The organism is Zobellella maritima (genome assembly GCF_003075035.1).
Classification (GTDB): Bacteria; Pseudomonadota; Gammaproteobacteria; order Enterobacterales; family Aeromonadaceae; genus Oceanimonas; species Oceanimonas maritima.
In genome coordinates, this window is the sequence record NZ_QCZE01000001.1 from 937,230 (window position 1) to 960,614 (window position 23,385).

General features: G+C 59.0%; 20 protein-coding genes. 14 read left to right on the forward strand and 6 right to left on the reverse strand.

The window, feature by feature from the left end; genetic code table 11:
• Positions 1-172: 172 nt before the first annotated feature.
• Positions 173-1,555, forward strand: a complete 1,383-nt coding sequence (locus tag DCS96_RS04270; RefSeq protein WP_116473095.1) for an L-serine ammonia-lyase — start codon at positions 173-175, stop codon at positions 1,553-1,555.
• A 95-nt stretch (positions 1,556-1,650) separates the two neighbouring features.
• Here the strand turns inward: DCS96_RS04270 and metG are convergent, their stop codons facing one another.
• A complete protein-coding gene (gene metG / locus DCS96_RS04275) occupies positions 1,651-3,810 on the reverse strand; it encodes a methionine--tRNA ligase (RefSeq protein WP_332870196.1) in 2,160 nt (719 codons plus the stop codon).
• Here metG and apbC point away from each other — a divergent pair.
• The 6 genes from apbC to efp all read left to right on the forward strand — a co-directional run bounded on the left by apbC (position 3,806) and on the right by efp (position 10,204).
• Positions 3,806-5,011, forward strand: a complete 1,206-nt coding sequence (gene apbC / locus DCS96_RS04280; RefSeq protein ID WP_116473097.1) for an iron-sulfur cluster carrier protein ApbC — start codon at positions 3,806-3,808, stop codon at positions 5,009-5,011. The two genes, metG and apbC, sit on opposite strands and share 5 nt — an antisense overlap.
• Before the next feature lie 117 nt (positions 5,012-5,128).
• A complete protein-coding gene (udk, locus tag DCS96_RS04285) occupies positions 5,129-5,773 on the forward strand; it encodes a uridine kinase (RefSeq protein WP_116473098.1) in 645 nt (214 codons plus the stop codon).
• A gap of 21 nt (positions 5,774-5,794) precedes the next feature.
• Positions 5,795-6,376 carry a dCTP deaminase gene (dcd, locus tag DCS96_RS04290; RefSeq protein ID WP_116473099.1) on the forward strand — a complete coding sequence of 194 codons (582 nt, stop codon included), beginning with the start codon at positions 5,795-5,797 and terminating at the stop codon, positions 6,374-6,376.
• A 26-nt stretch (positions 6,377-6,402) separates the two neighbouring features.
• Positions 6,403-8,313 (forward strand): AsmA family protein, encoded by a 1,911-nt coding sequence (locus tag DCS96_RS04295; RefSeq protein ID WP_116473100.1) that lies wholly within the window; start codon positions 6,403-6,405, stop codon positions 8,311-8,313.
• A 125-nt stretch (positions 8,314-8,438) separates the two neighbouring features.
• Positions 8,439-9,599 (forward strand): elongation factor P maturation arginine rhamnosyltransferase EarP, encoded by a 1,161-nt coding sequence (gene earP / locus DCS96_RS04300; protein ID WP_116473101.1) that lies wholly within the window; start codon positions 8,439-8,441, stop codon positions 9,597-9,599.
• Between the two features lie 47 nt (positions 9,600-9,646).
• Positions 9,647-10,204: an elongation factor P gene (gene efp, locus DCS96_RS04305; RefSeq protein ID WP_116474527.1), complete on the forward strand. Its 558-nt coding sequence runs from the start codon at positions 9,647-9,649 to the stop codon at positions 10,202-10,204.
• A gap of 558 nt (positions 10,205-10,762) precedes the next feature.
• On the opposite strand, the gene DCS96_RS04310 is transcribed toward efp, so the two are convergent.
• From DCS96_RS04310 to DCS96_RS04320, 3 genes are all read right to left on the reverse strand, one after another.
• Positions 10,763-11,971, reverse strand: a complete 1,209-nt coding sequence (locus DCS96_RS04310; RefSeq protein ID WP_116473102.1) for an ammonium transporter — start codon at positions 11,969-11,971, stop codon at positions 10,763-10,765.
• 240 nt (positions 11,972-12,211) lie between these two features.
• On the reverse strand, positions 12,212-12,886 hold the full coding sequence (locus DCS96_RS04315) for a glutathione S-transferase family protein (RefSeq protein ID WP_116473103.1): 675 nt from the start codon (positions 12,884-12,886) through the stop codon (positions 12,212-12,214).
• A gap of 97 nt (positions 12,887-12,983) precedes the next feature.
• On the reverse strand, positions 12,984-13,784 hold the full coding sequence (locus tag DCS96_RS04320; RefSeq protein WP_116473104.1) for a DUF4922 domain-containing protein: 801 nt from the start codon (positions 13,782-13,784) through the stop codon (positions 12,984-12,986).
• Between the two features lie 283 nt (positions 13,785-14,067).
• On the opposite strand from DCS96_RS04320, the gene DCS96_RS04325 reads away from it, so the two are divergent.
• The gene (locus DCS96_RS04325; RefSeq protein ID WP_269801890.1) at positions 14,068-14,571 is read left to right on the forward strand and encodes a low molecular weight protein-tyrosine-phosphatase; all 504 of its coding nucleotides are present in this window, start codon (positions 14,068-14,070) and stop codon (positions 14,569-14,571) included.
• 76 nt (positions 14,572-14,647) lie between these two features.
• Here the strand turns inward: DCS96_RS04325 and rne are convergent, their stop codons facing one another.
• Positions 14,648-17,818, reverse strand: coding sequence for a ribonuclease E (rne, locus tag DCS96_RS04330; RefSeq protein ID WP_116473106.1), 3,171 nt, complete (start codon positions 17,816-17,818; stop codon positions 14,648-14,650).
• A gap of 330 nt (positions 17,819-18,148) precedes the next feature.
• On the opposite strand from rne, the gene rluC reads away from it, so the two are divergent.
• Together rluC and DCS96_RS04340 are read left to right on the forward strand one after the other, a co-directional pair.
• Complete coding sequence (rluC, locus tag DCS96_RS04335) at positions 18,149-19,099, forward strand: 23S rRNA pseudouridine(955/2504/2580) synthase RluC (protein WP_116473107.1); 951 nt, start codon at positions 18,149-18,151, stop codon at positions 19,097-19,099.
• A complete protein-coding gene (locus DCS96_RS04340; protein WP_116473108.1) occupies positions 19,096-19,737 on the forward strand; it encodes an HAD family hydrolase in 642 nt (213 codons plus the stop codon). Before rluC ends, DCS96_RS04340 begins: the two co-directional genes overlap by 4 nt.
• 194 nt (positions 19,738-19,931) lie before the next feature.
• On the opposite strand, the gene DCS96_RS04345 is transcribed toward DCS96_RS04340, so the two are convergent.
• The gene (locus DCS96_RS04345) at positions 19,932-20,510 is read right to left on the reverse strand and encodes a Maf family protein (protein ID WP_116473109.1); all 579 of its coding nucleotides are present in this window, start codon (positions 20,508-20,510) and stop codon (positions 19,932-19,934) included.
• A 170-nt stretch (positions 20,511-20,680) separates the two neighbouring features.
• Here DCS96_RS04345 and yceD point away from each other — a divergent pair, with 170 nt between their 5' ends.
• From yceD to DCS96_RS04365, 4 genes are read left to right on the forward strand one after another with little or no spacing between them, the layout of a single operon-like run.
• A complete protein-coding gene (gene yceD / locus DCS96_RS04350) occupies positions 20,681-21,202 on the forward strand; it encodes a 23S rRNA accumulation protein YceD (RefSeq protein ID WP_116473110.1) in 522 nt (173 codons plus the stop codon).
• A gap of 21 nt (positions 21,203-21,223) precedes the next feature.
• Positions 21,224-21,394 (forward strand): 50S ribosomal protein L32, encoded by a 171-nt coding sequence (rpmF, locus tag DCS96_RS04355; protein WP_116473111.1) that lies wholly within the window; start codon positions 21,224-21,226, stop codon positions 21,392-21,394.
• 10 nt (positions 21,395-21,404) lie between these two features.
• Complete coding sequence (gene plsX, locus DCS96_RS04360) at positions 21,405-22,415, forward strand: phosphate acyltransferase PlsX (RefSeq protein WP_116473112.1); 1,011 nt, start codon at positions 21,405-21,407, stop codon at positions 22,413-22,415.
• A 5-nt stretch (positions 22,416-22,420) separates the two neighbouring features.
• Positions 22,421-23,380: a beta-ketoacyl-ACP synthase III gene (locus DCS96_RS04365; RefSeq protein ID WP_116473113.1), complete on the forward strand. Its 960-nt coding sequence runs from the start codon at positions 22,421-22,423 to the stop codon at positions 23,378-23,380.
• The last annotated feature ends 5 nt before the right edge of the window (positions 23,381-23,385 follow it).

Below are 23,385 nucleotides of genomic sequence, written 5' to 3' on the forward strand. Positions count from 1 at the left end.
GCCTGTGCCTTCGGCCCTAATCCCGTATCCCCATTGGTGTCGGCCCTCACGGATTTGACATTTCGATCACATCTTCAAAAAATCTTGTTGGGTTGTCGCTAAAAAAAACCTACAATCATTCAATATAAGTTGAATGATTGCATTCGATACCTGTTGTGCTTGGAGTGATCAGATGATTAGCGTGTTCGATATGTTCAGTATTGGCATTGGCCCTTCCTCTTCCCATACCGTGGGGCCCATGCGGGCGGCTCATGCCTTTGTGCAGGCCCTGGCCGAGCAGGATAGCTTGACCCGGATCACCCGGGTCGAGGTCGAACTCTTCGGTTCGCTGGGCCAGACCGGTATCGGTCACGGCACCGGCAAGGCGGTGATCATGGGCCTGGCCGGCTTTGATCCGGAAAGCGTCGATGTGGAAATGATCCCCGGTTTCCTGGCCGAGGTGGATGCCAGCCAGACCCTGCTGCTTAACCAGAGCCACCGGGTCGAGTTCCCGCGTACCGGTGCGGTGATCTTTCATCGCCGCAAGACCCTGCCGCTGCACAGCAACGGCATGACCTGCCGTGCTTTCGCAGGTGACGAGCTGGCGAGCGAACAGTCCTATTATTCCATCGGTGGTGGTTTTGTGGTGAAGGCGGAAGATTTTTCCGACACCAAGAGCCAGGCTGAAGCCGCGCAGATTTCCAACCCGGCCCCTTATCCCTTCAAGAGCGGTGCCGAGCTGCTGCGCCTGTGCCGTGAAAACGGCATGTCGATCAGCAGCCTGATGATGGCCAATGAAAAGGTCAATCGCAGCGAGGAAGAGGTAGTACAGGGCTTGCGCGAGATCTGGGCGGTGATGCAGGCCTGCGTCAAACGCGGTTGCAAAACCGAAGGCATCCTGCCCGGTGGCCTCAAGGTCAGGCGCCGTGCGCCTTCGCTCTACCGTCGCCTGACCAGTGAGTCCCAGTACAACAAGGATCCGCTGAGTGTGATGGAATGGGTCGACCTGTTCGCCCTGGCGGTCAACGAGGAAAACGCCGCCGGTGGCCGGGTGGTGACGGCGCCGACCAATGGTGCCGCCGGTATCATTCCCGCCGTGCTCCATTACTACGACAAGTTCGTGCAGCCGGTAGATGACGATGCCCTGGTGCAGTATTTCCTGACCGCCGCCGCCATCGGCATCCTGTACAAGGAAAATGCCTCCATTTCCGGTGCCGAAGTCGGTTGCCAGGGCGAGGTGGGGGTGGCCTGTTCCATGGCGGCCGGTGCCCTGACCGCCGTGGTGGGCGGAACCATCGACCATGTGGAAAATGCCGCCGAAATCGGCATGGAGCACAACCTGGGCCTGACCTGCGATCCGGTCGGCGGCCTGGTGCAGGTGCCCTGCATCGAGCGCAACGCCATGGGCTCGGTCAAGGCCATCAATGCCAGTCGCCTGGCCCTGCGTGGTGATGGTTCCCACAAGGTCTCCCTCGACAAGGTGATCAAGACCATGCGCGATACCGGCATGGACATGAAAACCAAGTACAAGGAAACCGCCCGTGGCGGCCTGGCTGTAAACATTATCGAATGTTAAAAGCCTATAAGCTATAAGCGCTCAGCTGCAAGTAGCAAAAAGCCCGGCAATGCCGGGCTTTTCTCTTTCTGCTTAAAGCTTACCGCTTTAAGCCGTTACTTGATCCGCATTCCCGGCTGGGCACCTTCGTGGGGTTCGAGGATCCACAGGTCCTTGCCGCCCGGGCCGGCGGCCAGCACCATGCCTTCGCTTATGCCGAAGCGCATCTTGCGCGGCGCCAGGTTGGCGACCATCACCGTCAGCTTGCCTTCCAGGTCTTCGGGGTTATAGGCGGACTTGATGCCGGCGAATACCTGGCGGGTTTCTCCCCCCAGATCCAGCTGCAGCCTGAGCAGCTTATCGGCCTTGGGCACGGCTTCGGCTTTCTTGATCAGCGCCACCCGCAGGTCGACTTTGGCGAAGTCGTCGAAGTCGATGGTGTCGCCGATAGGGTCGTCGGCCAGCGGCCCGGTGGCCTTGGCGACTTTGGCCTGCTCGGCGACCAGATCTTCTTTCGAGGCCTCAACCATGGCGGCGACCTTGTCGCCGTCGATGCGGCTGAACAGGGCGCTGAACTTGTTGACCTTGTGGCCCAGCAACGGCTCGGCTACCGCGTCCCAGCGCAATTCGCTGTTGAGGAAGGCCTCGGCCCGTTCGGCCAGTTTCGGCATCACCGGCTTGAGGTAGGTCAGCAGTACCCGGAACAGGTTGATACCCATAGAGCAGATGGCCTGCAGTTCGGCGTCCTGGCCTTCCTGTTTGGCGACCACCCAGGGCGCCTTGTCATCCACATAGCGGTTGGCCTTGTCGGCCAACGCCATGATGTCGCGGATGGCGCGCCCAAACTCGCGCTGCTCGTAGGCGTCACCGATGCGGCCGGCGGCCTCGACAAACTCCCGGTACAGGGCCGGTTCGGCACATTCGGCCGACAGCACACCCTCGAAGCGCTTATGAATAAAGCCGGCGTTGCGCGATGCCAGGTTGACCAGCTTGTTGACCACGTCGCTGTTGACCCGGGCGATAAAGTCATCCAGGTTCAGATCCAGATCATCGATGCGGCTGGACAGCTTGGCGGCGTAGTAATAGCGCAGGCACTCGGGATCCAGGTGGTCCAGATAGGTGCCGGCCTTGATGAAGGTGCCCTTGGACTTGGACATCTTGGCGCCGTTGACGGTGACATAGCCGTGCACAAAGATATTGGACGGTTTGCGGAAGTCGCTGCCTTCCAGCATGGCGGGCCAGAACAGGCTGTGGAAGTAGACAATGTCCTTGCCGATGAAGTGATACAGTTCTGTGCTGCTGTCCTTGTTCCAGTACTCGTCGAAGCTCAGATCGCCCCGCCTGTCGCAGTAGTTCTTGAACGAGCCCATGTAGCCGATGGGCGCATCCAGCCAGACATAAAAATACTTGCCCGGGGCATCGGGGATCTCGAAACCGAAGTAGGGGGCATCGCGGGTGATGTCCCACTGCTGCAGGCCGGATTCGAACCACTCACCCATCTTGTTGGCGGTTTCTTCCTGCAGGGCTCCGGAGCGGGTCCAGGCCTTGAGCATGCCCTCGAACTGGGGCAGGTCGAAGAAGAAGTGCTCGGTTTCCTTCATGACCGGCGTGGCGCCCGACACTGCGGACCTGGGATCGATAAGTTCCACCGGGCTGTAGGTGGCGCCACACACTTCGCAGTTGTCGCCGTATTGATCTTCCGCCTTGCAGCTGGGACAGGTGCCCTTGACGAAACGGTCCGGCAGAAACATGGCCTGTTCGGGATCGAACAGCTGGGAGATGGTCCGGCTCTGGATAAAGCCATTGGACTTGAGCCTGCCGTAGATCAGGGCCGCCAGCTCCCGGTTTTCCGGGCTGTGGGTGGAATGATAGTTGTCGAAGCTGATGTTGAAGCGATCGAAGTCGGTCTTGTGCTCCTGCTGCACGGCGGCAATCATGGCTTCGGTATCGACCCCCAGCTGCTGGGCCTTGAGCATGATGGGTGTGCCATGGGCGTCGTCGGCGCAGATGAAATGGACCTGATGACCACGCATTCGCTGGTAGCGAACCCAGATGTCGGCCTGAATGTGCTCCAGCATATGGCCAAGGTGGATCGAGCCATTGGCATAGGGAAGGGCGCAGGTTACGAGAATCTTACGTGGATCGGTGGCCATAGTTTCCATCTTGTTGAATGAGTTGAATGAATCGCGTGGGACCCAGCATGTTACCCGAGATTGTCCGGCGGGCCAAGGAGAGGAGGCTCGCGGTGCATGGCGTACCGCGGGACTGTCGATGATCCCGGGTGCTGTGGCTCATTACGGGTATATAATTGCGCCGCCGGGTGGGATTAAGCGGGGGGAGCGTTTCGTCGGCCCGGGCTTTTTGATAGAGTGCAGGCAGGTATACCAGCAGGTAGCAGCATCCATGATAAAAGAGCAAGTAACCGCCAGACTTGAGCAGTTTAAACCTGAACACTGGCAAAAAGATCCGGTGAGTGCCGGTTTTGTACGGGCCATCGACATGGCCGACGGCGTACTGGGTATTCGCCTGGTCCTGCCCTTTGCCGACAGCGCGGTACTCGACAGCTTCAAGAGCCTGGATGCCGAGTTGTGTCGCCTGAGCGGGGCTCATGCGGTTAACTGGGAGCTGCGTATCGATGTTGCCACCCTGGCTCGGGCCAACGAAGCCCAGGGAATTGGCGGGGTACGCAATATCATAGCGGTGTCGTCCGGCAAGGGTGGGGTCGGCAAATCGACCACCGCCGTCAACCTGGCCCTGGCGCTTAAACGCCAGGGCGCGCGGGTCGGCCTGCTCGATGCCGATATCTATGGTCCTTCCGTCCCCATGATGCTGGGAGTGAGTGATGCCAAGCCCCAGAGCGAAGACGGCAAGACCATGACTCCGATCCAGGCCCATGGGCTGGTGGCCAACAGCATCGGCTTCCTGGTCGGTGCCAATGACGCCACCGTCTGGCGCGGTCCCATGGCCAGCAAGGCGCTGACCCAGATCCTGCGGGAGACCCGCTGGGGTGAGCTCGACTACCTGGTGGTCGATCTGCCGCCGGGGACCGGTGACATCCAGATCACCATTTCCCAACAGGTGCCGACCACAGGCGCGCTGGTGGTGACCACACCGCAAAACGTGGCCCTGGCCGATGCCGTCAAGGGCATCAACATGTTCGGCAAGGTGAATATTCCGGTACTGGGGGTGATCGAAAACATGAGTTACCACCAGTGCAGCCGGTGCGGTCATCAGGAAGCCCTGTTCGGGGAAGGTGGCGGAGCCCGGGTTGCCGGTGAACAGCAGGTCGCCCTGCTCGGCCGTCTGCCACTGGATGTGAATATCTGCCGGCATATGGATCAGGGGACGCCGACCCTGGTGGCGGACCCGGATGGTCATATAGCCCAGGCCTATCTGGATATTGCCGCCCGGGTGGCGGCGGGGTTGTATTTTGCAGGCAAGTCCATTCCCACCAGCTTATATACCAAGCTGGTATAGCGCCTCGGGGCACTGCTGTCCCGTGGGCATCCGGCCACGCCCGTTCGTCAATTGGCGAGCGGCCGTGGCCGGCTCGTTATTATTAAGCCTATCTGGCTGTCATATTTAGAGGTTGTTATGTCAGAGCCAAGCCGCAGCTGTGTCATTATCGGCATTGCCGGTGCGTCTGCTTCCGGAAAAAGTTTGATTGCCCAGACCATTTACCAAGAGTTGATTGCAGAGCTGGATGCCGCCGAAATCGGCGTGATAAGCGAAGACTGTTATTACCGGGATCAAAGCCAGCTGACCATGGACGAGCGGCTGAAAACCAATTATGACCATCCCAAGGCGCTGGATCATGAGCTGCTGGCAGCCCATTTGCAGCTGTTGAGAGAGGGCCAATCGGTGGATATTCCCCAATATTCCTATGTGGCCCATACCCGCACCCCGGAAACCATTCGCTTCGCCCCGAAAAAGGTCATCATCCTTGAAGGCATATTGCTGCTGACCGATCCCGGGCTCCGTGACCTGATGGATGCCACTATCTTTATGGATACCCCGCTGGATATTTGTCTGATCCGCCGTCTGCAGCGGGATGTCGAAGAACGGGGCCGCTCCATGGAGTCGGTCCTGCAACAATACCGGGAAACGGTCAGACCCATGTTTTTGCGGTTTATCGAGCCTTCCAAGCAATACGCGGACATCATAGTGCCCCGGGGCGGCAAAAACCGCATCGCCACCGATATGATCAAGTCCCGGATCCGCCATCTGCTGATGGATTAATGTTCAGTTTAAGGAGTTGTAATGCGTCTTTGTGACCGTGATATCAAGCTGATGCTGGCCGAGGGCAGGATCCGTATCGTGCCCGAGCCGCTGCCCGAACGCATCAGCGGCGTCAGCCTGGATGTGCTGTTGGGTAATGAGTTCCGGGTATTCCAGGATCATACCGCCCCCTATATTGATCTGAGTGGTCCCGGCGCTCAGGTGTCCGAAGCCATCAACCGGGTGATGAGCGACGAGATCTTTATACCCGATGGCGAAGCCTTCTTCCTGCACCCGGGCGAACTGGCCCTCGCGGTGACACATGAATCCGTCACCCTGCCGGATGATATCGTCGGCTGGCTCGACGGACGTTCTTCCCTGGCCCGCCTGGGCCTGATGGTGCATGTTACCGCCCACCGTATCGATCCCGGTTGGTCCGGGCGCATCGTGCTGGAGTTTTACAACAGCGGCAAGCTGCCTCTGGCGCTGCGACCCAAAATGGTGATCGGGGCGCTGAATTTTGAAACCATGTCGGGCCCGGCCGAACGGCCTTACATGAGTCGCTCCAATGCCAAGTACAAGGCGCAGAAAGGAGCTGACGCCAGCCGCATCAATCAGGACTAAAAGAACAACTCAACAGGATAATAACAATGAAAAAGCTGCTTTATTTTTTGGGCGCCTTGGTGTTGGTGGTGGTGCTGGCCCTGGTGGTGCTGGTTCAGCTGGTGGACACCAACAGGGTCAAGCGGGTGATGATCGAGCAGGTTCGGGAGCGGACCGGCCGTACCCTGGTGATCGAGGGCGACATCAGCTGGCGGTTTTTCCCCTCGGTTGGCTTTACCCTGGGCAAGGCCGCCTTGCTCAATCCGGAGGGGTTTGCCGAGGGGGCGACCCTGTCCATCGGCGAGGCCAGCCTGGACGTGGCCCTGATGCCCTTGCTGGATAACCGCATCGATATCGGCGAGGCGGTGCTGAAGAAAGCCCGCCTCCATCTGCTGACCCGGGCCGATGGGAAAGGCAACCTGGATGACTTGAGCGAGCTGGGCCGGCAACCGGAGCAGGCGGGCTCTGCCGGTGACAAGCAGCCGGAGGACGCTTCCCGGCGGGATCCGCTGGTTATCAGCCTGGCCGGGGTGAGGGTGGAAGACGCGGAAGTGATCCTGCAGGATGAACGCAATGACAGCCTGACCCGCATCAACCAGGTCAACCTGCAACTGGACCGCTTTGCCCCCGGCGAGTTTGTGCCGGTGAGCCTGTCGGGCGATTTGTTTCGGGATGAAATCCAGGCCAAGATCGACAGCCAGGGGCGGTTACGGCTCTCTCCCGAATTCGACCGGCTGCAACTTGAGGGGCTGGAGCTGAACATGGATGCTCGGGGGCGGGCCCTGCCGGGCAATAAACAGCTGCAACTGACCGGATCGCTGGATTATCTACTGGACAAAAAAACCGCCAGTGTCAGTGATATGCAGCTGACCCTGGGCGCTCTGACGGTACAGGGCGAACTGTCCGTCAGTCATACCCCTGTGCCAGTGGTGCGTTTTGAGCTGGCGACCGAGTTGCTGGACCTGGATACCCTGATGGCGGAGTGGTCGCTGGTGGATGACGCACAGGGCGAGGAGGCCGAGGCGCCCGCCGTGCCGGTGAGCCATAATGGCCAGCCGGCTCCGGCCAATTTGAGTTTCCTGAAAAACCTGGATTTGTCCGGTACCCTGCAGGCCGACAAGGTCCTGGTCCAGGGGATGGAGCTTGAGCAGCTGCGTCTCCTGCTGAAGGTGGCGCAAGGCAAACTCCAGATCGAAGAGGCCGAGGCCGGTCTCTATCAGGGAAAGATACAGACCAGTGGCGAGCTGGATGTCAACCAGCGTCCGGTCGCCTTCCGGGTGCATAAACAGCTGGAACAGGTGGATGCCCGCCAGTTTCTGCAGGCCGCGCTGGACGTCGATCATCTGGCGGGCAGCGCCGATCTGACCCTGGATTTGCAGGGGCGGGGTCTGGATGCCGATAGCGTAAAGCAGAGCCTCAAGGGCAGCAGCCAGCTGCGTATTCGGGACGGTGCCCTGTATGGGGTGAATATTCCCGCCCTGCTTCGCCGTGGTTATGCCCAGGTCAAGGGCCTGCCCTTGCCGGATGAAGACGCGGTGAAAAAAACCGACTTCAGTGCCCTGACGGCGGATTTTATCGTCGGCAAGGGGCTGATCAGTACCGATAATCTGAGGATGGCATCTCCCTTGCTGCGTCTGCATGGGGCGGGCGAGGCCCGCCTGCAGGATAGCTCGCTGGATTTTCTGCTGGATACCGCCATCGTCGGCACCCTCAAGGGCCAGGACGGCAAGACCCTGGACGAGCTGAAGGGCATCACGATACCCTTGCGCATTACCGGCACCTATCAGGAACCCAAATATGGCCTGGATATGCAGCTGGTGTTTGAACGCTATCTGCAGGACAAGGTGGACAAGGAGGCCGAGCGTCTGAGCGAGAAACTCGGTGAAAAGCTGGATGACAAGCTGGGAGATAAACTGAAGGAGAAGTTGCCCGGCCTGCTGGACAAGCTGAAACTCTAGTTTCGGTACTGCCTGCCCCGAGAGGCCCGTCCCTGTAATGATATCTCGCTATCATTTCGGGGGGCGGGCCTTATTTTATTCCGGTGCTGACCGGATTCAACCGATCGTGACTGGAGGCAATGGGGATGACTAACCCACAACGGGGGCGACGCTGGGATCTGTTCTGCAGCGTGGTCGATAACTACGGCGACATCGGTGTCTGCTGGCGGCTGGCCCGGCAGCTGGTGGCCGAGTTTGGTCTGGAGGTACGACTGTGGGTCGATGATCTGCACAGCTTCCAGCGGTTGCTGCCGGGGCTGGATACGGAGCGGGAGCAGCAAAGCTGGCTTGGTGTCCGCGTGTGTCGTTGGCGTGAGCCGTTTGAGACGGAGCCATCGGTGGCGGAAGTGGTGATCGAAGCCTTTGCCTGTACCCTGCCTGCCTCTTATCTCGCGGCCATGGCGGCGTGCAAGCGGATGCCTGTGTGGATCAACCTGGAGTACCTGAGTGCGGAAGCCTGGGTCGGGGAATGTCACGGCCTGGCCTCGCCCCATCCACAGCTGCCGTTGTGCACATATTTCTTCTTTCCGGGCTTCGGAGCAGAGACCGGCGGGCTCTTGCGTGAACGGGAACTGCTCGAACGGCGCCGGGCCTTCCAGTGCGACGGTGCCGGGCGGGCAGATTTCTGGCGAGGACTCGACTTACCTCAACCGGCTAACGGGGAGCTCCGCTTGTCACTGTTCAGTTATGGCTGTGCCGAGCTGCCGGCCTTGCTCCGGTGTTGGAGCGAGTCACCGCGACCGGTGTTTTGTCTGCTGCCTGAAGGACGCCAAGCCGAGCCGGTGGCCCACTGGTTCGGGCAGGCACAGGCAGAGCCCGGCGCCCACTGGCAACGGGGAAATCTGCAGGTACGGGTGATGCCCTTTCTCGAGCAGGACCATTACGACCGACTGTTATGGGCCTGCGATCTGAACCTGGTACGTGGTGAGGACTCGTTTGTACGTGCCCAGTGGGCAGGGCGGCCGCTGGTCTGGCAACTGTACCGACAGCAGGAAAATGCGCATCGGACCAAGCTGGAGGCTTTTCTGGAACGCTATACCGCCGGGCTGGCACCTGAGCCCGCCCGCGCCCTGTGTGATTTCTGGCGGGCCTGGGATCGTGAGGCGGGTGTTGTCACTGCCTGGCCCGGCTTTATCGCCCATTATGATGCCTTGATGTGCCATGCAGAAGGCTGGATTGAACGGCAAAAAAAAGTCGGTGATCTGGCGACGAATCTAGTGCAGTTTTGTCGGGGATGCAGGCTATAATCGCGCCGATTTTTTCCCCTTTCCAACACCGAGATTGCAACACCATGATGAAAACAGCTCAGGAAGTGCGTGCGGGCCAGGTAATTATGATCGGCCGTGACCCCATGGTCATACAGAAGGCCGAGTTCAATAAGTCCGGCCGCAACGCCGCTGTGGTGAAGATGAAACTGAAAAACCTGCTGACGGGTGTGGGAACCGAAAGCGTGTATCGGGCGGATGATAAATTCGAGCAGGTGATCCTGGAACACAAGGAAGTCAGCTATTCCTATTTTTCTGATCCTCTCTATGTATTTATGGACGAAGAATACAACCAGCTTGAAGTGGAGGCCGAGAACATGGCCGATGCCCTGAAATACCTGGTTGATGGCATGCAGTGCGAGGTGGTGTTGTACAATGAAAAACCGATTTCCGTCCAGCTGCCGACCATAGTGGTGCGTGAAGTGGTGTACAGCGAACCGGCCGCAAAGGGGGATACGTCCGGCAAGGTGATGAAGCGCGCCAAGCTGGAAACCGGTTTTGAACTGTCTGTGCCGGCGTTTGTCGAAATCGGCGACAAGATAGAAATCGATACCCGTACCGATGAATATCGCAGTCGCGCCAATTAACGGCGATTGCAGCCTGAAGTGTCACGCCCGGCTGGTCCGGGCGTTGCTGTCTCTGGGCGGGTGAACCGGGGACTTGTTGTCGCAGCTTCATTGGCATATTTGCCGGCTATCCTGCTTGTTATACCGAATTGAATAAACATCTGATCATTTTAAAACCCGAGATCAGAGGCAACACAGTCACCTCCCAGGACACACCCTAAGGCCATCTGCGTTTGGCGATGGCTGCAAACATTCACTGGATGTTTGGTCCATCACCAACTTGATGCAGGCAGCAAGCTGCCCCCTGAGGGCTCGTGAAATGCCATTCATGGCATTTCACGGTCGTGGTAGTCGATCTCTGTTACCTCTTTTCAAGCACCGAGTTGCCTGTAGACGACGCCAACAGGCAACTTCTTGGCTTCAGAGAGGATAAAGGGATCTGCTCCGCCGACCCTCTGCGCCAAGGATGGCGCGGCGGAGCCGACATGGATGCACGGCGTGTCGGCGGAGCTGGCCGTTTATCCGACCTTTTCAGATCGATCAAATAGATCAATTATTTAATCTGTCTGGTATTACAGTTTATTCATTGGGATTAGCGGCTATCTTGTGAATGCTCAGGTCGGCACCATCAAATTCCTGCTCGTTGCTCAGGCGAAGGCCGGCAACAACCTTGATACCGCCATAGACCAGGCCGGCACCGATCAGCGCAGTCAGTACACCGGCCAGGGTGCCGATCAGCTGGGATGCAAGGCTGACCCCGCCCAGGCCGCCCAATGCCTTGCTCCCGAAAATACCGGCGGCAATGCCGCCCCAGGCACCACAGATGCCGTGCAAGGGCCAGACTCCCAGCACATCGTCGATTTTCCATTTGTTCTGTTGCAGGGTAAACAGCCAGACAAAGAGGGCACCGGCCACCGCGCCCACCACCAGGGCCCCGATGGGATGCATCAGATCCGAGCCGGCACAGACGGCGACCAGCCCGGCCAGGGGACCGTTATGGATAAAGCCCGGGTCATTCCTGCCCAGCAGCAGGGCGGCGATAATGCCGCCGGCCATCGCCATCAGCGAGTTAACCGCCACCAGGCCGGAGATGCCATCCAGGGTCTGGGCTGACATGACGTTGAAACCGAACCAGCCGATCGACAGGATCCAGGCGCCCAGTGCCAGAAACGGAATATTGGAGGGCGGAAATGCGACCAGGCGACCGCCCCGATAGCGGCCCCGGCGGACCCCCAGCAACAGCACGGCGACCAGTGCGATCCAGCCCCCGACACCATGGACAACCACAGAGCCGGCAAAGTCATGAAAGCCGGCGCCGAAAGTGGCTTCCAGCCATGACTGGAAGCCGTAGTTGCCGTTCCAGACAATGCCTTCGAAGAAGGGGTAGACAAAGGCCACCGACAGGGTCGATGCAGTCAGGACTGGCCAGAATCTGGCTCGCTCGGCGATGCCGCCCGAGACGATAGCCGGAATGGCTGCGGCAAAGGTCATCAGGAAGAAGAACTTGACCAGCGGGTAGCCATTGTTTGCCGCTAGTGTCTCGGCATCCTGGAAAAAGGTAATGCCGTAAGCGATCCAATAGCCGATAAAGAAATAGGCAACGGCGGAAAAACCAAAGTCGGTCATAATCTTGACCAGGGCATTGACCTGATTCTTGTGGCGGACGGTACCGACCTCGAGGAAGGCAAAGCCGGCATGCATGGCAAACACCATGATGGCCCCCATCAGGATGAACAGGGTATTTGCGCTTTGTGTCAGGGTTTCAACGGCACTGGTTACATTTTCCATTTACCCACATCTCCTTGTATGTGTTGAGGGCATAGCGGTGTCTGCACCTTGTTGGTGCGGGTTGTCGGCAATCACCCCAAAAGGGTGCATGATGTCTGCTTGTTGCGTGACTTGTTGCCATCTCAGTGCCGAAGATATATTTATAAAGGTTTGAAATATAATTAAAAAAAATTCAGCACTGCTCTGGTACCCGAATGCACCCTATTGGGGAGCTTGTTCGGCACTAAGGTAAGGCATGAATCATGCCGGATCCTCGGAAGACGGGGATGAGTGGTTGGCCTGCATGGCCGTCAGCGCTTGTTGCTGCGCGCTAATGACCGTTTGGCTGTGTTCCCGCGCCGTGACCCGTGCCAGCCAGGCGGCCAGGGTCGGTACTTCCTGCAGGGGATCCCAGTGGTATACGGCATCCATCAGGGGCAGGACCAGCCTCAGCACGTGCATCACTACGATATCCGCATAGCTGAACGCGTGGCCGGCTATCCAGGGCGCACACTGCTCGACCCGGGTGAGCGCCGCCAGCCCCCGGACCACCTGGGGCCTGACTGTGTCATAGGCATGCTTTGACAGGGGTTCGCCAAAGATTACGTGGCCCAGGTGGCGCCGTGCCGGGCTGTCCAGGTAAAGTTCGGCAATGCACATGATTTCGCGCATCTTGGCCCTGGCATAGGGAGAATCCGGCATCAAAGCAGGCTTGGGCCGAGTTTCTTCAAGGTATTCGATGATGGCCAGGGACTCCGAAATAAAGCCGTCGTCGGTTTCCAGACAGGGGATCTTGCCCATGGGACTTATGGTGAGGAAGGCGGGTTGTTGAGAGGGGGGGCAGGTTATTTCCTGGAAGGGGATGCCTTTTTCCAGCAGGCTCTGTTTTATCATATTGTAGTAATTGCTGACGGCGACGCCGTGAAGCTTCAACATCGTGGCCTACTCCTTGTGGGTCACCCGGGCTCGGTGACGGACGGCGGTTGTCTTTCTCTCGTACATGAGCATGGTCCAGTCAGAGGGTTTTGACCAGTCAGTCACCACCTTGGGATGGGACGCTTGCCTGACGCAGTATGTTCACCACCCCGGATCGGCGGATGTCGTCCAGTTGTTGCCGATCGACGGCAAACAGGGAGCCGAGAAATGCGAGGGCATTGATCTCGGTTGCCACCCGCCGACATGAGCGGGGAATAACCCAGAGCCCTTCGGGCAACAGGATCAGGTTAAAGGGATCTGTCGGCACCAGCTTTAGTTGGCGGCAGGCCAGCCGGTAGGCTGCATACACCTTGTGGCTGTCGTCGCCGGCAGACAGCTCCAGCCAGACACTGTGGGGGCTTAGCAGCTGGCGGGTATCGGCATCCGCGGGATTGATCGGGGGGCCGCTCAGGCCGGTGTCGAATTGTCCTGGCAGCAGCTGAAAGTGCCGGTGCGGCTGGCTGGCTCCCGCATCGGGACCACCATTATAGAAGCCGATGGCCCCATGGGCGCAGAGCAAGGGCCAGAAGGCGGCAAAGTCCTGTTCGGTCAGGGAGCCGTCCTGGGGGTGTAAATCCCGGGTGATCAACAGCAGATGGCAGCTCAGCACGTTAAACTTGTTCAGCAGCAGGCTGTAATGAGGGTACTGGGCAACCAGCAGTTCGGGATCCGGTGAGGCAAAGGGATCCCTGTGATTTTGCCCCCTGGCATGGGGTTTATGGAGGGGGCCGTCCAGCAGGTGGATCAGGAAGGTCAGCCCACGCTCCTGATGGGTGAATACCCGGGTGGGAACGCTGCACAGGGCCCCGCTGTCCTTTGCCCGAGTGGCCACTTGGCGGCCGAGTTCAAATATATCCACAGACCTGCTCCTCGTTGCGGTCGGCTCAGTTGGTTATCTTTCAGATTAAACCCGGGGGCAGGGGCTGAAAAGCGGCTCGCCTGGCTGTGTTGGCATGTACTGCCGCTCAGGGAAATAATTTTCTTTATCTTTCATGCTGTTGTCCGTATAAAACGGACAGATGCGGATCTCGCGGGCCAAGCTGGACTCAGACAGCCTGTTGTTATTCGGGGATTTTTCCCCAAAATGATCCCTAAAAATTTGAAAAAATGTAAGTTGCTGTTTTTACCTGGCGCAGGGTTCAGTGCCCGACAAGAGGATTAATGTTTTGAAAAGTAGGGAAAATTATAAGGTTTTATTCGTCTGCATGGGCAACATCTGCCGTTCCCCCACCGCCGAAGCCGTACTCAGGGCCAAGGCCCATCAGGCGGGGGTATCGCTGGAGGTAGATTCGGCTGGCACCATCGGCTATCACGTCGGGGCGGAACCCGATGCACGGGCGCAGGCAGCCGGTGAAGCCCGGGGCTATGACTTTTCAGGTATCCGTGCCCGCAAGGTGCAGGCCGAGGATTTCGAACGGTTTGACTTTATCCTGGCGGCGGACAGGAGCAACCTGGCCGATTTGAAGGCACAGTGCCCGCCCGAGCATCTGTACAAGGTCAAGTTGTTGCTCAGCTTTGCGACCTGCGGCGAGCTGGAAGTGCCGGACCCCTATTATGATGAAAAAGAAGGTTTCGAGCGGGTACTTAACTTGATCGAATCGGCTTGTGACGGCCTGCTGCGAGCAATGGCACTGCAACGCGGGTGAGGCGTACCACGCCGAGCATGGGGTAGGTGACAATAAAAAAGGCTCCCTCGGGAGCCTTTTATATATTTGCCGGTGCTTAGCTTTCCGGCTTGGTCATCGGGGCCGATGCCTTGTTAAGGGCGGCAGCGGTGCCGGCATGACGACCGCTTACCAGCAGCGGTTTACGCTCCAGAGGCGGATACTCCACATGTACCCTGGGCTGCTCGGGCGCTGCCGGCGGCTTGGTCATGGGCGCAGATGCTTTCCTGGCTGCCTGATACAAACCGGACCGGGGGTGGCTGACCTTGATCACCTCATGGGCGGGGTGAGCCGGGGCGCTGGCCACCACCACGGGGGTGGGTTCCGGCTGTTCAACCGCAGTCGCGGGCTGTTCGGCCGCAGGCGCGGGCTGTTCAACCGCAGGCGCGGGCTGTTCAACCGCAGGCGCAGGCTGTTCGGCCGCAGGTGCGGGCTGTTCGGCCGCAGGTGCGGGCTGTTCGGCTGCAGGCGCGGGCTGTTCAACCGCAGTCGCGGGCTGTTCGGCCGCAGGCGCGGGCTGTTCAACCGCAGGTGCAGGCTGTTCAACCGCAGGCGCAGGCTGTTCAACCGCAGGCGCGGGCTGTTCAACCGCAGGTGCAGGCTGTTCAACCGCAGGCGCAGGCTGTTCGGCCGCAGGCGCGGGCTGTTCGGCCGCAGGCGCGGGCTGTTCAACCGCAGGTGCAGGCTGTTCAACCGCAGGTGCAGGCTGTTCAACCGCAGGCGCGGGTTGTTCAACCGCAGGCGCGGGTTGTTCAACCGCAGGCGTAGGCTGTTCAACCACCGGTGCGGGCTGTTCCGATTCCTGGGCAACCCATACATGCTCACCCTGGGCGGCGATCAGGGCAGCGGCGCTGTCCTGACGACGCTGACGCCGGCTGTCTTCGTTGATACGCTTGCGCTTCGGCATCTGGCTGCGCTTATGCCCATGGCGCTCGGCGGCCGGTTCGGTCTGTGCGGTTTCTTGTGTTTGGTCGCCTTGTTGCTGAGCCCCAGTCTCGACAGTGGTCTCCTCCTTCCGTGCCCGGGGGGCACGGCGGGAACGTTTAGTTCCCTGCTCTGACGGTTGAGGAGTGGTTTCCTGTGCCTGATCGCTTACCTGATCGGCGGTTTGCGGTTGCCCCTCGGCCTGTATGCGCACTTTCTTGCGCATCTGGCGGCGCTGACGACGCTCGGCGATAACCTGCTCTTTTTGCTCCTGTACCTCTGTCTCGGCGACGGCGGCGGCAGGGGTCGGCTCGACGGCCGGCACATCCTGCTTTTGCGATTTGCGAGGCTGGGCAGCGGTATCGGCGGGTGCCTGCTCACGACGCGGCTTGCGGCGCTCACGTCTGGGCTTTTCTGGCTTGGCCTCGGCTTCAGGCTGGTTTTCCTGTTGCTGGGGCTTGGCGCGGCGTTCGTCCTGCCGGGCCTCGTTGCGGGGCTTGCGCCCGGAACGGCTGCGTCTGTCGTCCCGCTCGCGACGGCTGGTCTGACGAGGTTGGGCCGGCTCGGCTTCGACCTGCGGCGTCGCGACCGGCTCAACCTGTACCGGTCCCTTAAACAGCCTGGCAATGGCACTGCACAGGCGGCTGAACAAGCCCGGCTGTTGCGGTGCGGCTACCGGCTGTTCGGCTTTGCTCGTAACGGGGGCGGGCTGCGCCGGGGCGGTAAAGCCTTGCAGAGCAGGTTGTTCGTAACGGGGGCTCTGGGTTTGCTTGGGGGCGTAAACCGGCTGTTCAATGCGTGTCTTCAGCTCATAGCTGGTCACATCTTCCGCGTCATTGGTACGTACCCGCTCCACTTCAAAGTGAGGGGTGTCCAGTTGCTCGTTGGGGATGATGTAGATATCGGCCTTGTAGCGGGTTTCCAGACTGGCGATCGCCTTGCGCTTTTCGTTGAGCAGATAGGCGGCCACGTCAACCGGAACCTGGGCATGGATTTGGGCGGTATTGTCCTTCAGCGCTTCTTCTTCGATCAGTCGCAGAATCGCCAGGGCCAGAGATTCGGTATCACGGATGGTGCCCTGACCCAGACAGCGGGGGCAGACATGGGTGCTGGACTCGCCGAGCGAGGGACGTAGGCGCTGCCGGGACATTTCCAGCAGGCCGAAGCGGGAAATACGGCCCAGTTGGATGCGGGCTCTGTCCTGACGTACGGCGTCACGCAGGCGGTTTTCCACCTCGCGCTGGTGCCGAACCGGAGTCATGTCGATAAAGTCGATCACCACCAGGCCGCCCAGGTCACGCAGACGCAATTGGCGGGCGATCTCTTCTGCCGCTTCCAGGTTGGTCTGCAGAGCCGTTTCTTCGATATCGCCGCCTTTGGTAGCCCGGGAAGAGTTGATATCGATACTGGTCAGGGCTTCGGTGGGATCGATGACGATGCTGCCGCCGGAGGGCAGTCGAACTTCCCGCTGGAAGGCGGACTCAATCTGGCTCTCGATCTGGAAATGGCTGAACATGGGCACTTCGCCCTCGTACAGCTTGACCCTGTTAACGAAATCCGGACGTACCAGCTGAATATGCTGCTTGGCGCGTTCGAACACCACCGGGTTGTCGATCAGTATTTCGCCGATGTCACGGCGCAGATAATCACGGATGGCACGTACGATGACGTTGCTTTCCTGGTGGATAAGGAAAGGTGCGGAGCGGCTTTCGGAGGCTTCCTGGATGGCGGACCAGTGGGTCAGCAGCACATGCAGATCCCATTCCAGCTCTTCGGCGGACTTGCCGACACCGGCAGTACGCACAATCAGACCCATGCCGTCGGGCAGCTTGAGCCGCCCGAGGGATTCTTTCAGCTCGGTGCGCTCATCACCCTCGATACGGCGGGAGATGCCACCGGCCCGGGGGTTGTTGGGCATCAGCACCAGATAGGAGCCGGCCAGGCTGATGAAGGTGGTCAGGGCGGCACCTTTGTTGCCCCGTTCTTCCTTGTCGATCTGGACGATGACTTCCTGACCTTCCTTGACCACTTCCTTGATATTGGGGCGGCCCTGGTAGCTGTAACCAGCGGGGAAGTAGTTGCGGGCGATTTCCTTTAACGGCAGGAAACCGTGACGTTCGGCGCCGTAGTCGACGAAGGCCGCTTCCAGACTGGGTTCGACCCGGGTGATTTTACCTTTGTAGATATTGGCTTTTTTCTGTTCGTGGCCCGGGCTTTCGATATCCAGATCATACATTTTCTGGCCGTCTACCAAGGCAACGCGCAACTCTTCTTCTTGAGTCGCGTTGATTAACATTCTCTTCATTGAGTACTCTTTCTTATAGATTTTTGCTGTTGCTACAGCGTCCGCGTCCCCTCATCAGCCTTTTATTCCGACCGGCACCGGCCTCGAGTCTATAGCGTAATTAATGCAGCCTCCCGGCTGGATACGCATGAGGCGCTTTTCGGGTGCGTTTCTCGACGAAGGGAATGGGTCCCGGAGGTCGCGAATAAAACGGATAATCAGGGGTGTTCAAGGTGCGTCACCAGACCTTGGTGATGCAAAAAACCCAGGTATTATCACATTTTATCCACAACCTTAGCAAGGCACCTTTTTTACAGCAAAAAGGGTTCCGGCAATGCTAGAATGGCGCCCATGAAACAAGAACCGCAAAGTGTGCGACTGCTCACCATAGAGGCTGAGCATGAAGGGCAGCGCATCGACAATTTTTTACGGACTCAGCTTAAAGGCGTTCCCAAAAGCCTGATTTATCGAATACTGCGCAAGGGTGAGGTAAGGGTTAACAAGAAACGAATCAAACCGGAATATAAACTGCTGACCGGTGATCTGGTGCGGGTGCCGCCGGTGCGGGTTGCCGAACGGGACAATGAGCTGCCTTCGGCCAAGCTGGACAAGGTACAGGCACTCGACGCCGCCATTATCTATGAAGACGATGCGCTGATCGTGCTGAACAAGCCCTCGGGTACAGCGGTGCACGGTGGCAGCGGTTTGAGCTTCGGCGTTATCGAGGGGCTGCGCGCATTGCGGCCCGAGGCACGCTTCCTGGAGCTGGTACACCGGCTGGATCGGGATACCTCGGGTATTCTCCTGGTGGCCAAGAAGCGCAGCATGCTGCGCAGCCTGCATGAGCAGCTGCGTGAAAAAACCATGGACAAGCATTATCTGGCCCTGGTTCGCGGCCAGTGGCAGGCGCATCAGCGGGCGGTGAATGCGCCCCTTAAAAAGAATGAGTTGGCATCGGGTGAGCGAGTGGTGCGGGTGGACAAGGACGGCAAGCCGTCTGAAACCCGCTTCCGTATCGTGCAGAAATTTCAGGAGGCAACCCTGGTGGAGGCCAGCCCGATCACCGGGCGGACCCATCAGATCCGGGTGCATGCGCTGCATGCGGGCCATCCGATTGCCGGCGATGATAAATACGGCGACCGCCAGTTTGACGAGAAGATGCACGGCCTTGGCCTGCAGCGGCTGTTTCTGCATGCCTGCCGTATCCGCTTCTTTCATCCCGGACTGGAACAGACCATGGTACTGGAGGCGCCCCTCGAGCCGGCCTTGAAGACCCTGCTGACACGGATGGCGACGGCATGAAGTATCAGCTGGTGATCTTTGACTGGGACGGCACCCTGATGGATTCGGTGGCACGAATCGTGTCTTCCATGCGGGGGGCGGCAGGGGACTGCGGACTGCCGCTGCCGAGCCCGGAGCGGGTTCGGCACATTGTCGGCCTGAGTCTGCGAGAGGCGTTTCCGGTGATCTTCGGGGAATTGTCGAACGGCCAGACCGAGGCGTTGTTCGAGGCTTATCGGCGTCATTATCTGGAACTGGATACGACCCCGACCCCCTTGTTTGGCGGGGCGGCGGAGACCATCAGCCAGTTGCATGGCCTGGGTTACCGGCTGGCGGTGGCCACCGGTAAGGCCAGGGTAGGGCTGGACCGGGTACTGGCCGAGACCGGCCTGGGTTCGTATTTTCACGCCCTACGCGGCGCCGATCAGGCCAAATCCAAACCGGATCCGCTGATGTTGCAGCAGATCCTCGATGAGCTGCAGCTTGGGCCTGAGCAGGCGGTGATGGTGGGGGATTCGATCTATGATCTGGCGATGGCCGAAGCCATTGGCATGGACAGGATAGGGGTGACATACGGCGTACATGACAGAACCCAATTATGCCAACATACACCTGTTACCCTGATCGATGACATCCGCCAGCTCGGACAATGGCTATAAATAAAGTAGCAAAGCAGCTTTAAACGGTAAGTCTGTCTTAATAGTGACTATAAGACAGGCGGTCAGCGGTCAATCAGCCCAGTGTTAGCCCGCCTGTCTTCATTCGCAATAATCTTGCCATCAATGGCGGTAGTTCCTTGCTTGCGAGCGCTCGGGCTGCTTTTAGCTTAACGCGCATGGCTATTAGCCGTATTTCAAGGCACCTCTACGCCAAACCCGGCCAGCAGTTCGATCAGCGCCATCAGCGGCAGGCCGATCAGGCTGTTGGGGTCCCGGCCTTCCATGCGTTCAAAGAGGCTGATTCCCAGTCCTTCGCTCTTGAAGGCGCCGGCACAGTCCAGTGCCGGTTCACGGGCCAGGTAGCGTTCAATCTGCGTTTCGCTCAGGAATCTAAAGTGTACCTGATAGGGCTCAACCACAGAGCGGCATTCCCCGGTGGCCGCATCGAGCAGGGCAAGACCGGTATAAAAGGTAACATGCCGGCCGCTGGCGGCGGCGAGCTGGGCCCTGGCATTGGCCAAGGTGCCCGGTTTGCCGAGGATCCGACCCTGGTTGACACAGACCTGGTCGGAGCCAATCACCAGCCCGTCCCGGTAGTGGCGGGCCACCGCTTCGGCCTTTTGTTCGGCCAGCCGTAATACCAGCTGTTGCGGTGCTTCCCCGGGCCGGGGCGTTTCATCGATATCCGGACTGTGGCAGAGGAAGGTCAGGCCCAGGCGGGCCAGGAGCTGCTGCCGGTAAGGTGAAGAAGAGGCGAGGATCAGTGATGACATGCTATGCTTGTTGCCGATGAGGTAAGGGATGACGGAAGCCGCATTTTAGGCGGTTTGCGCGCTGTCGTCATGTCTTCTGGTATATTCTTTGGCCCCGGTTGTTGCTATCTCGGTTCCGGCATGTTTTTCCCTTTGACTCCCGGGACTTGACGCTATAATATGCGCGCCTTATGGAAAAGGTAAAGTTGCCCATTAAGGTTGATCCCGCACGCTGTGCGCAGAAACGACTTGAGTATCAAGGCGTATTCGCGCCTGCGCTGATGCCCAGACTGGCGGATTCAACCCAAGGTATCCATGGTGATATCGACGTGTCTCTGAGCTTTGGTACAGATGCCCAGGGGCTGCGCGTGATGGCGGGTCAAGCCCGTGTACAGGCGACGCTCCAGTGCCAAAGATGTAATGAGCTGTTTGATACCACTATAGAGTCCGAATTTACATACACGCCTCAGCATGAAGATGCCGAAGCGCCGGAATTGCCAGAAGAGTATGACACCTTCGAGGTGGATGAGTTTGGCGAGATTAACCTGGTTCAGGTCATTGAGGATGAGCTCATTCTCAATTTACCTCTGGTTCCGGTTCATGAAAATGAACACTGTGCCGAAGGAAAATATGACCTGAGTTTTGGTGATGTCCCGACCACCGAAGAACGGCCGAATCCTTTTGCAATCCTGGAAGAATTAAAACGTAAGTAACTGATTTAGGAGTGAGGTCAAATGGCCGTACAACAGAACCGTAAAACCCGTTCCAGACGTGGTATGCGTCGTTCACACGATGCGCTGAGCACTGCTGCTCTGTCTGTGGACCAAACCACCGGCGAACTTCATCGTCGTCACCATATCACTGCTGACGGTTTCTACCGTGGCAAAAAGGTAATCGCCAAGTAAGGGTTGCCTTTTGCCGCAGCTGACCGTTGCGTTAGATATGATGGGGGGCGATTATGGCCCCCCGGTCACAGTGCCTGCCGCCGCGCAGGCACTGTCGCTTTTGCCACACCTCAAGCTTATCCTGTTTGGCCTGGAGCCGGAGTTGAGCCCCTGGCTTGACCGTTGCAAGCTGCTCCATCATCCCCGCGTGTCGGTATGCTTTACCAGCCAGGTGGTGACCAACGAGCAAAAGCCGACCCATGCCTTGCGTTACGGCGCCAATTCCTCCATGCGCAAAGCCCTCGATGCCCTGGCCAACGGGGAGGCTGCGGCCTGCGTCAGTGCCGGCAACACCGGTGCCCTGATGGCGATGGCGATACGAGTATTAAATACGGTGGCGGGGGTCGACAGACCCGCGTTGATTACCCGCCTGCCCCAGGCCGGTGGCGGCTATGCGCTGTTGCTGGATGTGGGTGCCAATATCAGCTGCGATGCAGTGACCCTGGCCCGCTTCGGGGTGATGGGGGAACAGGCCGCCCGCCATGTTCTGGGGATCTGCTCGCCGCGCATCCGCCTGCTCAACGTGGGGGCTGAAGCCAGCAAGGGCAGTGAAGCCATACGCCAGGCGGGGCAGCTGTTGACGGCGATCCCCGATCTGAACTATACGGGATTTATCGAGGGAGATGGCTTGTTTACCGGGCAGGCGGATGTCATTGTTTGTGACGGCCTGGTCGGTAATGTCGCCTTGAAGACCAGCGAGGGGGTGGCCCGCATGTTGCTGGGCCTGGGAGAAAGGCGTGGTTTGCTATGGAAAATTCTGAGTTTTTGGATAAAAAGACGCCTTTCCCATCTGAACCCCGACCAGTATAACGGGGCGAGTCTGATAGGATTACGCGGCAGTGTGGTCAAGAGCCACGGGAGCGCCGGCTCGCCCGCCTTTTTAAATGCGATTTTGCAGGCTGTTGCCGAAATTGAGCATGAATTGCCCGCGAGTATCGCGCATCGTTTTGATACTGCTCCAATGGACAGTCACGCAAGATAACGCCTATGAACAGTAAAATATTGGGAACTGGCAGCTACCTGCCAGAGGCGGTACGCACCAATGCCGACCTGGAGCAAATGGTAGAAACCAGCAATGACTGGATAGTAGAACGCACCGGCATCAGCGAACGTCGTATCGCCGGGGTGGAAGACACCATCGCGACCATGTCCTATGGTGCCGCGCTCAGGGCGCTGGAGGCCGCCGGCATCAGCGCACAGCAGCTGGATATGATAGTGCTGGCCACCACCAGTGCCGACCATGCCTTTCCGGCAGCGGCCTGTGAGGTGCAGGCGATGCTCGAGGTGCCGGGTATTCCCGCCTTTGATATTGCCGCCGCCTGTGCCGGCTTCAGCTACGCCCTGAGTGTGGCCGATCAGTTTATTCGGGGCGGCCAGGCCCGCCATGTGCTGGTGATTGGCGCCGACGCCCTGTCACGCATGTGTGCACCCGACGACAGGTCGACTATCATTTTGTTTGGCGACGGCGCAGGCGCCGTCGTACTGGGTGCCAGCGAAGAGCCGGGCATTCTGTCCACGCACCTGCATGCGGACGGCCGTTACGGTGAGCTGCTCAAGCTGTCTCATCCGAAACGGGGTGTCAGTGGCAGTGAAATGGATGCCTATATGCATATGAAAGGCAACGAGGTATTCAAGGTGGCAGTATCACGGTTGAGCGATATTGTCACCCAGACCCTGGAGGCCAATGGTATCGACAAGTCCGAACTGGACTGGTTGGTTCCGCACCAGGCCAATTACCGTATTATCAATGCCACAGCCCGCAAGCTGAACATGCCGCTTGAGCGGGTGATTCTGACCCTGGACAAACATGGCAACACCTCGGCTGCGAGCGTGCCCATTGCCCTGGATGAAGGGGTACGGGACGGTCGTATTCAACGAGGCCACCTGGTGCTGCTGGAAGCCTTTGGCGGCGGCTTTGCCTGGGGTTCGGCGCTGGTACGTTACTAAAGAAG

What these genes read in the sequence shown, in the direction of transcription:
- DCS96_RS04270 (WP_116473095.1), top strand. Translation starts at nt 173, where the DNA reads ATGATTAGCGTGTTCGATATGTTCAGTATTGGCATTGGCCCTTCCTCT.
- apbC (WP_116473097.1), top strand. Translation starts at nt 3,806, where the DNA reads ATGATCCCGGGTGCTGTGGCTCATTACGGGTATATAATTGCGCCGCCG.
- udk (WP_116473098.1), top strand. Translation starts at nt 5,129, where the DNA reads ATGTCAGAGCCAAGCCGCAGCTGTGTCATTATCGGCATTGCCGGTGCG.
- dcd (WP_116473099.1), top strand. Translation starts at nt 5,795, where the DNA reads ATGCGTCTTTGTGACCGTGATATCAAGCTGATGCTGGCCGAGGGCAGG.
- DCS96_RS04295 (WP_116473100.1), top strand. Translation starts at nt 6,403, where the DNA reads ATGAAAAAGCTGCTTTATTTTTTGGGCGCCTTGGTGTTGGTGGTGGTG.
- earP (WP_116473101.1), top strand. Translation starts at nt 8,439, where the DNA reads ATGACTAACCCACAACGGGGGCGACGCTGGGATCTGTTCTGCAGCGTG.
- efp (WP_116474527.1), top strand. Translation starts at nt 9,647, where the DNA reads ATGAAAACAGCTCAGGAAGTGCGTGCGGGCCAGGTAATTATGATCGGC.
- DCS96_RS04310 (WP_116473102.1), bottom strand. Translation starts at nt 11,971, where the DNA reads ATGGAAAATGTAACCAGTGCCGTTGAAACCCTGACACAAAGCGCAAAT.
- DCS96_RS04315 (WP_116473103.1), bottom strand. Translation starts at nt 12,886, where the DNA reads ATGTTGAAGCTTCACGGCGTCGCCGTCAGCAATTACTACAATATGATA.
- rne (WP_116473106.1), bottom strand. Translation starts at nt 17,818, where the DNA reads ATGAAGAGAATGTTAATCAACGCGACTCAAGAAGAAGAGTTGCGCGTT.
- rluC (WP_116473107.1), top strand. Translation starts at nt 18,149, where the DNA reads ATGAAACAAGAACCGCAAAGTGTGCGACTGCTCACCATAGAGGCTGAG.
- DCS96_RS04340 (WP_116473108.1), top strand. Translation starts at nt 19,096, where the DNA reads ATGAAGTATCAGCTGGTGATCTTTGACTGGGACGGCACCCTGATGGAT.
- DCS96_RS04345 (WP_116473109.1), bottom strand. Translation starts at nt 20,510, where the DNA reads ATGTCATCACTGATCCTCGCCTCTTCTTCACCTTACCGGCAGCAGCTC.
- yceD (WP_116473110.1), top strand. Translation starts at nt 20,681, where the DNA reads ATGGAAAAGGTAAAGTTGCCCATTAAGGTTGATCCCGCACGCTGTGCG.
- rpmF (WP_116473111.1), top strand. Translation starts at nt 21,224, where the DNA reads ATGGCCGTACAACAGAACCGTAAAACCCGTTCCAGACGTGGTATGCGT.
- DCS96_RS04365 (WP_116473113.1), top strand. Translation starts at nt 22,421, where the DNA reads ATGAACAGTAAAATATTGGGAACTGGCAGCTACCTGCCAGAGGCGGTA.